Genomic DNA, 12,746 nt, shown 5'->3' with positions numbered 1-12,746 from the left:
GCCGAAGGCGCCCGGCTCGCCCCCAAACCCCCAGAGGACCAAAACCGAAAATGGAAGAAGCGCTAATGCTTCATACAGATTTGTTTTGGGGGTATCCAGTTGAGAAGACGGGCGGCCCCCAAAGGAAACTGCTGGAGAGCGCATTGGGTCATACTCAAAAATCAAATCTGGAAAGGAGCCCTAATGCTTCTTCCATTTTTTGAGGATGTGGAAAGGGCGAACGACCCCCCACGCTGCATAACTCCTCAATCAGTGGAAGAAGCGCCGGGTTATTTCCCATCTTGGGAAAGCCCCCTGAGGTAAGCTTGCAAGGCGCTGAAAGCCGGGCGCGGGATTCCCCGTGTGTCCAAGATGCTGTAAAGGACATTATCGTCCCGCTCCGGCCCGAACCCCTTCGGCGCGAAGTCCAGGTTCCATAGGATCGCCATCCGAACGAATCCCCAGGAACGCATCCGCTCGAACGCTTCGACAATCCATCGGGCCTGTTCCTCCAGGGAGTTGTCCAGGGCGAACTCAAACCCAGGAGGCGTCACGCCATATTCCTCGGCGGAGGCCCACCCGAACTCCGTAACACATAACGGTTTCGCACCCCCGATGATCTTCCAATAGCCCCAGAGGGTGGATTTGAAGCTCCAGCTGTGGTGAGGGTGATCGAAGGGGCCGCGGAAGCGGGCGGTCCGGGCCTCCGGCAGCCCCGGCGCCTCTTCTGCCAGGATGTCCGGGCCGATGTTATATCCGTTGTGGTGGACCCCCACGCAGTCGGCGTAGTTCAGGAAGCCGGCCTGTAGCATGCCCTGTAGGTAGCGGAAATCATCCACCGCATTGACCCCATCATCGATCCCGGTGGGGGAAAGCGCTCCGCTGATCACCATGATCCTAGGATCCTCTGCTTTGATCGCTGTGTAAGCCGTGCGGAGCAATTGGACATAGTCCTCCGGGCGCAGGCCGCGAGCGGTTTGCCATTCCCGTCTCAGGTTCTGTTCGTTCCACACTTCGATGGCATGGATGCGCCCCCGATGCCGGCGGATGAGCGTCCGAAGGAAGCGCGCCAAGTCCTCCGGGCGATCCGGCGGCCCATGGATCCCTCCCTCCTGCCGGCTCCACTCTGGGGCAGTGACCACGCTCAGCACCACCCTTGTGCTCTCCAGTTCCGAGACGATGAGGAACCCTTCCAGAATGCCCCAATCGTATTGGCCGGGCGCCGGCTCGTGCATGGACCAAAGGACCTGCTGTTTGACCCAAGGGAAGCCCACTTGGCGGACCACCCGGAGGGTATCCCGAGGATCCCCCACGTACCCATGGACCTGCGCCCCAATCTGAAGGGGCTCCGGAGCATGGGTCGGAGCCGATGAGGGGGCAGGAGAGGTCGAAGGGATGGATATGGAGGGAGAGGGCAGGGCCTCTGGTTGGGTTCCAGAGGAACGCCAGAGGGCGAAACCCAGAATGCCCATCTCCAGGGCGACCAGAAGCGTCATAAGCCCTGTGATCCATCGGCGAACTTGTCGGCTCAATCGGTTTTGCCCTCCTTTGGCAAAGAGGAATTCGCCTGAATCTTACAGGGCCGGAGGGGGCACCGAGGGGCCCCCTCCGGCCCAAGCACGGTGCGATTAGCGACTGCCCATCACCTGATGCAGGGTCTCGCACGCCGGGCAGGAGCCGTCCGGCCGGATGATGGCGTAGCCGGCCATCGGATCCGCTCCATAGTTCTTGAAGTCCACGTTCCAAATGATCATTAACCGCACCTTCCCGCTCTGGGCCGATAGTTGCGCGGCCCGGGCCAGCCACTCCGCCTGCTGCTGCACTGTCACGTCCTTCGCCCAGGCGAAGGAAGGGGCCACCGCCTCCAGCGGCGGATACCCGTCGTCCGATAGATAACCCAGCTCGGTGAAGCACAGCTTGCGGGCGCCGCCGAAGGCGTTCCAGTACGTGTTCACCATCCCCCAGAAATAGCGCGTGTAGTAGTTGTCCCGCGGGTCCCCGCTGGTCCAATCCGGCGGGACGATCCCCTCGTTATAGTGGATGCCGATGCAGTCGGCGTAGTTGGCCGCGCCGGCAGCAGCCATCCCGGCTACGTAGCGATCGTCGTTCCACACCCGGTGGGACCCGAAGGCGCCTTCCGCGCCGGTCGGGGCCGGGGCCCCGCTGATCACCATGGTCCCCGGGTTACGGCTCTTGATGGCACTATAAGCCCGCCGCAGCATATCAGTGTAGCTAGCCGGGTCGATATAGCCAGTGGGCCACTCCCGATCGATGTTCTGCTCGTTCCAGACCTCAATGCCATCTGCTCCCAGGGCGGCGACTCCGCCCAGGAACTGGGCGAAGGCGTCGAAGTAGCCGGGGTTCGGGGCGCCCATCTGCTCCGGGAACCCCACGATGCCTAGGAGGATCTTGAAGCCGTTCGCGTGGGCCTGTTGGATTAGGCCCGCGACGCTGCTCGGGTCCTGGCCTGGGGACCAGCGGACCTGGCGCTTCACCCAGGTCATCCCGGCATAGCGCATCAGATCGGGCCGGGAGAAGCTGTCGACGTGGCCGCCCAGCTCAAAGCCGCCACCGACGATGGGACGGGGGCGCGGCGTGTTGGTCGGGCGAGGGGTGGGACTGGGTCCCGGCGTCCGGGTAGGCCCTGGCGTCCGGGTGGGGCCCGGCGGACGCGTGGGGGTAGGGGTTGGCACCGGAGTGCCTGTGGCGATCACACCGATCGTCTCCCCTTGTGCCTTCTCGCCGGGGCCGGCGCGCAGGACCAGCGCGATGTGGAAGGGGCCGTTGGCCTCCGCGGGCGGGGCCCATTCCGCGCGCCCATCGATCAGCGGGCGCGTGATCTCCGCTACCAATTGGCCATCCGGCCCGGTGATCCGCCAGACCCATTCCATCGTGGATGGCTCTGGGGCCTGGCCGCTCTGGCGATAGGCTTGCAAAGCCTCTACCGTGCCCGGGGCTGTTCCTCCGCTGAGCAGGCCTCGCAACGTCAGCCCTCGCAGCCGGTAGGTTTGGATCAGAGCGAGCTGACGCTCGAGAAGGCTCGTGGTCGGCATCCAGACCACGTGCGGCTGGCCTTCGGCATCTGTGTATTGATAACGATAGACGCCGGCCTCGGGCAGGAATTGCAGGTCCTGGGCGGTTGTGGAGGGCACCAGGGTGAGGGTCAGGCCGGCGGTGATGGTCAGCGGCCCTGAAGGCTCCAGACGGCCCAGGTAGGAAAGCGCTTCGTCGAAGGAGATCAACCGCGCGCCGGAAGGACCGAGATCCACCGCCAGGCCAGGCCCTACCAATTGAAGCTGATATCGGTTCACCTGGCCGATCAGCCAGCGCAGGCTTTGCTCCACCAGTCCGCCCGGCGCATAAGCGGTTGGGTCATCGGGGGCTTCGACATAAAGGACATCCGCGAGGCGGCCCAGCCGCTTCCAATCGTAGCCTTGGGTGAGGAAGCGCCCCTGTTCCCCCGGCAGTGGAAGAGGGGCAACGAGGGCCAGGATCTTCCCCTGCTCGTGGAGGGCCCGACTCAGTTGGTTGAGGAAATCCAGGAAGGCGGGTTGCTGCTCCGGCGTGAGCCCCCGGTAATCTACGAGGACACCGTTGTAGCCACGGGCCTGGATGATGTTCAGGATCTCCTGGACATGGGCCTGATAGGCGGCGGGGTTCGCCAGCAAGGCGGCCAGGGCGGCGGTGTTCGGCGCTCCACCCGGCAGATAGTTCCGCACCAGCAGCCAGGTAACATATCGACCTTGGGGATCGGGCGGCGGCAGGGCGTTCGCATCCCCCATCAGGCGGCCACCCAGCCCTAAGGTCATCCCAGCGACACCTACCTCGCTCACAATCCCCAACGCCCGAGCGTCCGGCGTGATCCCGGCTTCCTGGATGCCCCCGAAGGCGGGGACCGGGACCTGGGCGGCCGTGACGATGACGTAGCGTGGGGCAGCGTTCGTTTCGCCGCTCAGAAGCCCATAAGCCTCCTCCAGCTCCCCGCCGATCCATGACCATCCCTGCCCGGTCCAGCCCCACAGATCGGCAATCGTCCAGGGCTCCAGCCCATCCGGGATATACACGGTGAAGCGCAACGGTGTGCGGACCTCGCCGCAGAAGCGCAGTGCGTAGTAGGGGCCAGCGGGCTTTAGAGTCGGGGGTAGACGGCTCAGCGCTTCCTGGAGCGAGGGATCGGGTTCCGCCAAGGGCCAGACGGCAACCCGCACGCTTGCGGCAGGATCCGCTGGCGCCAGCTGGAAGGTGGGAATCTGAAAGGGTTGCTGAGCAGTGGCGGTTTCACAGGCCGCCTGGGTTGAACGGGCCATCCAGAGGCCCGCTCCGGCCAGAACCAGGAGCGCTAGGAGCCCCAACCCGAAGATCCACTTCCAGGGGGGCGAAGGGCGAGTTCTCGGTCGTGCGCTCACCATCGGATAGAACCTCCGTTTAGATGGCTAATCGAAGCTTTCGACAAAGGTCATACTCTTATATTAACTCAGCTTGCTCTAACTTTCAGCGCCTATTGTTGGTGTTGAGAGGTTCAAGGCTTTTCAATTTTCACAATTGTGGGCTCATGCTTTGTTCATACAACCTGAGGATCTTCGGGAGTTAGGGGCTCCTGCGACGGCCCCCAACCCCGAAGAATTTTTCCTCCCTCCTCCCCACCGCCCGAAGGGCCGCGGGGAGGAGGGAGCGAGGTAGGAGGGGTTGTCCGCCGCCTCCTTCACCGCATACTCCCAAGGATAGCTCAGCCCTGGAAAACCGGAAAGCCTTGGTGAGGCTGGTGGGCCATGCGTTGGATCTCCTTTCCGCAACCCTTCGCAGCGGAAAGGAGGGAAAGAGGAACAAAAAGAGCCGCCCACGGATGGCCTGCACAACCTGGAAGCGCTTAGGACGTGCGGCGGGATTCACGACGTCGGAGGGGGGTGCGATAGGGTGGGAGATCCAGGGTGATCACCGTCACCCGCGCCTCATCGCTCAGGCGGGCGGCGATCCGCGCGTCCAGCTGGTCCAGGGGGATCGCGGTCGTGATCACCGTTGGGGCGCCGGCCAGATAGCGATAGTTCAGCAGCTGATATAACTTCTCCCGCGCCCAGGGGGTTGCGCTCTCCGTCCCCAGATCGTCCAGCACCAGGAACGGTGCCAGCTTCACTTCATCGAAGCGCTGATCGTAGGGCTGGTCGCTCTTTGGATGGAAGGCCGCCCGCAGCCAGTCGAGAAGATCCGGCACCCCAACGAAGAGCGTGGGGATCCCTCGGGCGGCGACGACGTTGGCGATCGCGGCGGCCAGATGGGTTTTACCGGAGCCGTAAGGGCCAGCCAGGACCAACCAGCCGTGGGGATCCTCGGCGTAAGCCCGCGCCATCCGGACCGCCTCACGCAGGTTGTCCCGCTCGCGGGAGGAGAGCTCGGGCCGATCTCGGAAGGTTTCGAAGGTCATCTCCTGCAGCAGCGGGAGAAGGTTCAGGTCCGGCCCGACCGAAGGGCCGCCCCGTCGGAAGTCGGGGGCGAGGATGACGACGATTTCCACCAGGCGGGGATCTTGAAGTCGAGAGCGCAGACGGGGTTCGAAGGCTTCCAGGGAGAGGTTCGTCGTGATCACTGTGGGGAGTCGCGCGTTATAACGCCAGTCCAGCAGTTGGAACAATTTCTCCTGGGCCCATGGCGTGCTCTGCTGAGCGCCCAGGTCGTCCAGGATCAACACCGGGGCTTCACGCAGCTCCCAGAATCGCTCCTCATAGGAGCTCTCGGCCTCCGGGTGGAAGGTCGCCCGCAGCTCGTCAAGGAGATCGGGCACGTTAATGAAGAGGGCCGCCACGCCGCGTTCCAGGAGGCGATGGGCGATGGCCGCGGCGAGATGGGTTTTGCCGCATCCGGTCCCTCCGCGCAGCACCAGCCACCCCTCGGGGCGCTCCGCAAACGCCCGGGCCCGCTCCCACGCCCGCCGTAAGCTTCGAGCCTGATCCGGCGGAAGCCCCAATCCGTCCGGGAGGAACGTCTCGAATCGCTTGTCCTGGAGCACCCGCAGGGGGCTGGCGGCGTGGAGCCGCTGGCGGAGCTCGGTGGCTTGCCGTTCCGCCTGACACGCACAGGGCACCGCCCGACCGAACAGCGGATGGTTGGGCGGCACATCATAAGTGATATATCCGAGCCCTCCACAGACCGGGCAAGCCGGGGCACCGGTTTCCGGCTCCCGCCGATCGCCCGCAAGGGGCCCCTCGGCCCCTTCCGATGGGGGTGGAAAACCTTTCGCCCCCGCTGGCTTCGGCGCCTGCCTCACCGCAGACCCTTCCTCAGCGTCGGAGCTTTTTCCATGACTCGACAACACGTCGCCGATGTGTTTCATCCATCCCTCCGGTTTCCCGACCTTCTGCGGCCCAGCGCTCCAGGATCCGACGGACATAGGACCAGCGGCGGACATTGTGGGAGACGGCAATCCGGATCGCCTCTTCGATCCATTCCGCGGGGTAGGTGCGGGCCGCCTCCTCCAGCTCCTGGGCGATCAGCGGGGTAAGGAGCCCGATGTTCTGCTCATAAAGCGCGAAAAGGTTGGGGCGATCGGCCACAAGCACGGCCGACTCCCCGAGGTCCAGGCTGGCGGGACGGGCACCCCGCCGGATCGCATCGTAAGCCATGCGGCCTCGTGCAGTGTTAAGGAAATAAAGATCATCCGTCCGCCCATCCTCCTCTAGACGGATATGCAAAAGGGTCCCCCGCGCCACCGCTCGATTCAAGCCCTCCCGGATCTCAGCGGTGGAGAGCGCGGCCGTTAGCGCGGGATCCATCTCCAGTTCCGAGCGCCGGACGTAGCGCAACGGCCCGCTCCGGCGGGCCAGATGGTAGAAACAAGCCAGGGTGACCCGCAGCTCCCCTGGGTGATCGATTTGTGGAAGCAGCTCTGTGAAGAAGGCCTCCGGGATCGGCACCGTGCGGGTTTTGCCTGAGGGGAAGCCGGAGAACGCTTTCTTTCCGCCCGAAGCGCTCACAGCCGGATCTCCTGCTTGTGCAAGTCAATGAACTGGGCCTGGGAAGGCCGGAAATACAGCTCGATGGTCCCAATCGGGCCATTTCGATGTTTCGCCACGATGATCTCCGCGATATTCTTGCGATCCGTGTCCGGGTTGTAGAGCTCATCCCGATAGATGAAGATCACCACATCCGAATCCTGCTCAATGCTGCCGCTTTCCCGGAGGTCGGCCAGGATCGGCCGCTTGTCGTGACGCTGCTCGACGGCACGGGAGAGTTGAGAGGCGGCCACCACCGGGATGTTCAGCTCCCGGGACAAGCTCTTCAAGGCCCGGGAGATGTAGGAGATCTCCTGCACCCGGTTCTCCGCTCGGATGTCGGCGGTCATCAGTTGCAGATAGTCCACGATCAACAGGTCCAAACCATGCTCCGCATAAAGTCGACGCGCCTTGGCCCGTAGCTGCAGGGCGGAGATCGCTGGGGTATCATCGATCCAGATGGGCAGCTCCGACAGCGTGCTCACCGCGTGGACGAATCGCGGCCACTCGTCCTCTCGCAACTCCCCCAAACGCAGCCGCTGGCCTTCGATGCCCGTTTCCTGAGCCACCAGGCGATGGACGACCTGTTCAGCGGACATCTCCAGCGAGAAGATGGCCACCCGCTGGCGATAGCGCTTAGCGGCGTTCAGAGCAAAGGAGAGCAACAAGGAGGTTTTCCCCACACCAGGCCGGGCGGCCACGATCACCAGGTCCGAGCGCTGCAGGCCCCCAAGCAATCGATCCAGATCTCGGAACCCCGTGGGGATCCCCAGGGGCTCTCCACGGTGTTCATAAAGGTATTCAATGTGCTCGTAATACGTGCGCAGGAGATCGCGGATAGGTTGCACATCCCGGATGAGGCGACGCTGAGCCACCGCAAAGAGGGCCCCCTCCGCCCGATCCAGCAATTCATCCACATCGCTGTGGGAATCCTCATAGGCCATCCGGGCGATCTGCGTGGCGGCCTCCAGAAGGCGCCGGCGGATGGAATCCCGTTCCACCAGGCGGGCGTAATCCATCGCGTGCACGGTGGTGGGGACGCGGGCGGCCAGGCCGATCAGGAAGCCCCGCCCGCCGATTTCCTGGAGACGTCCCTGGCGCTCCAGCTCATCGGCCACGGTCACCGGATCGATGGCCTCCCGACGATCATGAAGGGCCAGGTAAGCCTCCCAGATCCATCGATGTTTCTCCAAGAAGAAATCATCTGGCCGCAACATGGTGGCCAGCGTGTGCATCAATTCCGGATCCAGAAGGACGGCGCCTAAGACGGCCTCTTCCGCCTCCAGGTTATGGGGCGCGAGGGGGACCCCTTCGATCAGCTCGACCTCTGGCATTCGCCAGCCTCCTGCCTGGGTTGCTGGTTCATTCTCCTGCGGGTTTCGATCCCATGGGCTCCGATGGATTCTCCTTCCCAGGAACATTTTAATCCTCTTTTTCGGAGGGCGCGGCTCCTAGCGCACCGATGGCGGCCCTCTTGAAGCGCCGAGCGGCGGCCCGGGAGCCGCCCTCCGAGGGACACCCTCGAAGGGGTGCTTCCACAAAATGGCGTGGACCCGGTTGGTTTTTTCGTGGAGCTTTGGGGGCTGGCCGGCGCCGGCGGCGCCAGGCCAGCCCCGGAAATATTTTTATACCCCTCCCCACGACCCAAAGGGCTGTGGGGAGGGGGGATCCAGGGGGTGGGGTGATTCGCTGCAGCAGTCCTTTGTCTGTCCAAATTTTGGGGATGTTCGGTGGAGGGGCCGATGGCCCCTTCCCACTTTCTCCTCTTCCCTGCAGCCTAAAGGGCTACAGGAAGGAAGGTGGCCCGGGCGCTTGAGCGCTGGGTTCTTCTGTGGGAAAAGAGAAGAAGAGACAAAGGGCCTAAAGGAGAAAGAGCGACAGGGAAAGGCCCTTCGCCAGACAAACGTTGGATAGGATCCGAAGGCCAGCCTGTGGCTGGCCACTTGATCGGGGAGGGAGGCACAATTCCGCGCTGAGGAGAATGAAGCGGATCCGAGACGGTAAAGAAAACCCACCCTGCTATAGGACCCATCCATGCCTGCCGAGCAATGGTCGGATCCTTTATTCCTCTCCAGCCTCCCCCAGGTCATCCAGATCAAGGGACTCGATGAGATCGCGGAAGGGGGATTCCTCCAGTTTGGCCTCAGGGCTTTCAAGGCTCTCGCTTTCGATCTCCTCCTCGTGCGGGTTGACCCCCGCCCGCTCCATGACCTCTTCATCCACATAAATGGGCACCCTGGCGCGGACCGCAAGGGCGATGGCGTCGCTGGGTCGGGAGTCGATCTCCAAGCGACGGGAGTCCATCTGGATCACGATGCGGGCGTAAAAGGTGTCGTTGCGGAGGTCGTTCACCACCACATAGAGGATCGCTCCTCCCATCTCGGTGATGACGTTCTTTAATAGATCGTGGGTCAGGGGGCGGGCGACCTCGATTTGCTGCAGCTCGATGTTAATGGCCTCCGCCTCGTAAGGTCCGATCCAGATTGGAAGGTATCGGTCGCTCTCCCGTTCTCGCAGGATGATCACCCGGTGCTGAGACATCAGGCTGGCGCGAATGCTATCAATCACCACTTCGATCATCGGAGCCTCCCCGGTTCAGTCCACCGACGCCATTTGGATTCTTACCTCGATTATACCACCGAGGGTGAGAATAGGGGGTAGTCACCCCTTTCAGTCGTGGCGAGCTCCAGGTGTCAAAAATCCAAAGGGGCTATATGGTGAGGGGGCGCGCCCCACCTCTTCCCCCTCCCCCCGCGTGGCTTTGCCGCACAGGGAGAGGGGGAATTCGTTTGAAATCTCATTCGAAGCGGAACCGCCACGCGCCGATCCCGAAGAAGGCTCCCGCAAAAGCGGCCAGGGCACCTACCTTAGGCAACACCTCCCGCAGTCCGTATCCCCGCACCAACAGATCCTGGTAGGCGTCCAGCGCCCAGGTATGGGGTGTTAAGAGCCCAATCGTCCTCAGCCATTGGGGCATAATGAGGCGTGGAACAAAGCAGCCGCCCAGGGCGGACATGGTCAACAGCAACAACACCGTGAGGCCGCCCACCTGGGCCTCTGTGCGGGCCAGGGCGGCGACCAGCACCCCTAGCCCGGTGGCCGTCGCCGCGGCCGCCAGGCTCACGGCGACCAGGCCGGCCGGCGAATGGCCTAGGCTCATCCCGAACAACAGGCTGGAGGCTCCCAGCATAATGGCGAGTTGGATCAAGTTAATGATGTAGTATGGCACCAATTTGCCGGTCAACATAATTGCCCGGTTCATCGGGGCCACCAGCAGCCGGCGGAAGGTTCCCTCCTGTTTTTCCTGGAGGACCGAGCCGGCCAACAGGGTCACGATCCAGAAGATGCCGTAGATTGTGTAGCCAGGGACATTCTGTTGGAAGACGTCCGGGTACTTCTCGACCCGCATCCCGGCTGGGGTTGTTCGCTCCAGTGTGACCACGGGCTCCCGGTCTCCCAACAGGCCGCCGGATGTGGCCTCCTGGGCCCGAGCTTTAAACGTCTCGCGCTGTTCGGCTGGGACGTGGGGCGCCAGCTGTTCAAAGAGGAAATCCGATCCTTTCGGCGTCATCGCCTGATAGATGCTCCGCTCCAAAAGGCCCCGTAGGGTTCCCAGAATCGGCTCAACGAACTGACTGGAGGTGGCCGGGTCCACGATAACCAACACCCTGGTGGTGTGCCGTTCCGTTGCGGTTAGGTTTTGTTCCAGGGCGTCGGAGAAATCGGGCGGAAAGACCAGGGCCAGGTTACGTTTTCCTTCGACGATCAACCGCTCGGCCATCTCCTGGGTTAGGGGCTGGCCGTCCCAGGTCGTTTCCACCTGAAAAGCCTCCATTTCGTCCAGCTGCCGGAGGATGGCTGTCGCATGCGTCCCCTGGCGCCCGGCTCCCCCAAAAATTGTTTTCATCCCTTCTCCCCACGGCCCAAAGGGCCGTGGGGAGAAGGGATGGGGACCCGTCCGCCCCCTTTCGTGGGCTTCGAACGGTGCAACTCCGATCAACGATCTTGCGGGGGTCAGGACCGGACCAAAGGCTATGGGGGTGCCTGATGGCCCTCGAAGGGTCTCGTTCCACCCTGTCTCGTCTGGCGATCAGCTTTCGGCCTTTGACATCTCGGGGACCCTTGCAGATGGGTCGGAAGCGTTACAGACTGGAGGATGGAGTCCTTTATCACCGCCCGGAGGAGGATCCAATGTCCGTCCTGGAGCTGGACGGCGAGCATTTGACCCTGGAGGACGTGGTTGCCGTGGCGCGGGAGCGACGCCCGGTGGCGCTGGCCCCCGCGGCCTGGGCGTGGGTCCAACGCAGCCGGGAAGCAGTTGAGCGGCTGCTCGCGAAGGGAGCAATTATTTACGGCGTGACCACCGGGTTCGGGCACCTGCGGAACATCCGCATTTCCCCAGAGCAATCCTCCCTGCTCCAGCACAACCTGCTGCAAAGCCATGCGGTCGGCGTGGGTCCGGAGCTCTCTGAGGAGCAGGTGCGGGCGATGATGGTGGCCCGACTGAACACCCTGGCTCGAGGACATTCAGGAGTGCGTCCAGAGGTCCTTCAGCTGCTGATCGAGATGCTGAATCGAGGGGTCCACCCGGTTGTCCCCGCTCAAGGATCCCTAGGGGCCAGCGGGGATCTGGCCCCTCTGGCCCATATGGCGTTGCCGATGATCGGGTTGGGGGAGGCGATCGTGAACGGCCGGCGGATGCCTGGGGCGGAGGCGCTGGCGGCCGTGGGATTGCAGCCATTGCGTCTGGAGGCCAAGGAGGGGTTAGCCCTGATCAACGGGACGGCTTTTATGGCCGGGTTGGGGGCGCTGATCACCTATGATGCGGAAGTGTTGGTGCAAACCGCGGATATCGTGGGCGCGATGACCCTTGAGGCGCTCGAGGGATCGGCGGTGCCTTTCGATGAACGCTTGCATCGGGTCCGCCCCCATCCCCGTCAGATGGACTGTGCCGCCTTCCTCCGGCAGCTGGTGGAGGGAAGTGAGCTGTTAAGCGATCTCCGCCACCCCTCGCGGGTTCAGGACGCCTATTCCCTGCGCTGCATGCCCCAGGTGCATGGAGCGGTGCGGGATGTGGTGGCCTATGCGCGCTGGGCCCTGGAGATCGAGCTGAACAGCGCTACGGACAACCCCCTGATCTTCTGGGGGGAAGATGAGGCGGAACCGGTTGTGCTTTCCGGCGGGAATTTCCACGGGGAATTGATTGCGCTCGCGATGGACTATCTCGCCATTGGGCTGGCGGAACTGGCCAATATCTCCGAGCGGCGTCTGAACCGATTGCTGGATCCGGCGGAGAACGAGGGGCGCTATCCACCTTTCCTGGCCCTGGAGCCAGGCCTGCATTCGGGGTTCATGCTGGTGCAATATACAGCGGCGGCGCTGGCTTCGGAGAACAAGGTGCTGGCCCACCCCGCCAGCGTGGATACCATCCCCTCTTCCGCGGGGACGGAGGATCACGTCAGTATGGGAGCGACTGCGGTACGCCACGCGGAGATGGTGCTGCGTAACACGCAGCGGGTGGTGGCCGCTGAGCTGTTCGCCGCGGGCCAGGCGATCGATCTGCGCCGGCGGCAGTCCGGGCGCCCTATGCGGATGGGCAAGGGGACCGAAGCGGCTTACGAGGTCCTCCGTCGCCATGTGCCTTTCATGGCGGCGGATACCGTAATGGCGCCATGGATGGAGCGGGTATACTGCCTGGTGGCGGAAGGAGCGATCCTCCGGGCGGTGCGAGAAGCCCTGAACGCGTCCTAATCTTCTTGGGGTGCGGGCCGCTCCAGCGGCCCG

The 12,746-nt window shown here is 63.5% G+C and carries 8 protein-coding genes; 1 reads left to right on the top strand and 7 read right to left on the bottom strand.

Going from position 1 to position 12,746, the window contains the following annotated elements:
* Positions 1–269: 269 nt before the first annotated feature.
* From ACFMO5_RS11080 to ACFMO5_RS11050, 7 genes are all read right to left on the bottom strand, one after another.
* A complete protein-coding gene (locus ACFMO5_RS11080; protein ID WP_376792814.1) occupies positions 270–1,511 on the bottom strand; it encodes a hypothetical protein in 1,242 nt (413 codons plus the stop codon).
* A gap of 96 nt (positions 1,512–1,607) precedes the next feature.
* A complete protein-coding gene (locus ACFMO5_RS11075) occupies positions 1,608–4,388 on the bottom strand; it encodes a hypothetical protein (RefSeq protein WP_376792813.1) in 2,781 nt (926 codons plus the stop codon).
* 458 nt (positions 4,389–4,846) lie between these two features.
* On the bottom strand, positions 4,847–6,304 hold the full coding sequence (locus ACFMO5_RS11070; protein WP_376792812.1) for an ATP-binding protein: 1,458 nt from the start codon (positions 6,302–6,304) through the stop codon (positions 4,847–4,849).
* Positions 6,252–6,944, bottom strand: a complete 693-nt coding sequence (locus tag ACFMO5_RS11065) for a DnaD domain-containing protein (protein ID WP_376792811.1) — start codon at positions 6,942–6,944, stop codon at positions 6,252–6,254. Before ACFMO5_RS11065 ends, ACFMO5_RS11070 begins: the two co-directional genes overlap by 53 nt.
* The gene (gene dnaB, locus ACFMO5_RS11060) at positions 6,941–8,296 is read right to left on the bottom strand and encodes a replicative DNA helicase (protein WP_376792810.1); all 1,356 of its coding nucleotides are present in this window, start codon (positions 8,294–8,296) and stop codon (positions 6,941–6,943) included. The genes ACFMO5_RS11065 and dnaB overlap by 4 nt, the downstream gene beginning before the upstream one ends.
* Positions 8,297–9,023: 727 nt before the next feature.
* A complete protein-coding gene (locus ACFMO5_RS11055) occupies positions 9,024–9,542 on the bottom strand; it encodes a bifunctional nuclease family protein (RefSeq protein WP_376792809.1) in 519 nt (172 codons plus the stop codon).
* Positions 9,543–9,759: 217 nt separating this feature from the next.
* A complete protein-coding gene (locus ACFMO5_RS11050; RefSeq protein WP_376792808.1) occupies positions 9,760–10,869 on the bottom strand; it encodes an ABC transporter permease in 1,110 nt (369 codons plus the stop codon).
* Between the two features lie 284 nt (positions 10,870–11,153).
* Here ACFMO5_RS11050 and hutH point away from each other — a divergent pair, with 284 nt between their 5' ends.
* A complete protein-coding gene (hutH, locus tag ACFMO5_RS11045) occupies positions 11,154–12,713 on the top strand; it encodes a histidine ammonia-lyase (protein WP_376792807.1) in 1,560 nt (519 codons plus the stop codon).
* Positions 12,714–12,746 lie beyond the last annotated feature (33 nt).

Source organism: Thermoflexus sp. (assembly GCF_042408365.1).
In the GTDB taxonomy this organism is placed as follows: domain Bacteria; phylum Chloroflexota; class Anaerolineae; order Thermoflexales; family Thermoflexaceae; genus Thermoflexus.
The sequence above is the reverse complement of the archived record's forward strand: the minus strand, read 5'-3'. Positions and strand labels throughout refer to the sequence as shown.

Excerpts from the sequence above, each read along its gene's own strand:
- ACFMO5_RS11075 (WP_376792813.1), bottom strand. The coding sequence starts at position 4,388 with ATGGTGAGCGCACGACCGAGAACTCGCCCTTCGCCCCCCTGGAAGTGG.
- ACFMO5_RS11070 (WP_376792812.1), bottom strand. The coding sequence starts at position 6,304 with ATGAAACACATCGGCGACGTGTTGTCGAGTCATGGAAAAAGCTCCGAC.
- dnaB (WP_376792810.1), bottom strand. The coding sequence starts at position 8,296 with ATGCCAGAGGTCGAGCTGATCGAAGGGGTCCCCCTCGCGCCCCATAAC.
- ACFMO5_RS11055 (WP_376792809.1), bottom strand. The coding sequence starts at position 9,542 with ATGATCGAAGTGGTGATTGATAGCATTCGCGCCAGCCTGATGTCTCAG.
- ACFMO5_RS11050 (WP_376792808.1), bottom strand. The coding sequence starts at position 10,869 with ATGAAAACAATTTTTGGGGGAGCCGGGCGCCAGGGGACGCATGCGACA.
- hutH (WP_376792807.1), top strand. The coding sequence starts at position 11,154 with ATGTCCGTCCTGGAGCTGGACGGCGAGCATTTGACCCTGGAGGACGTG.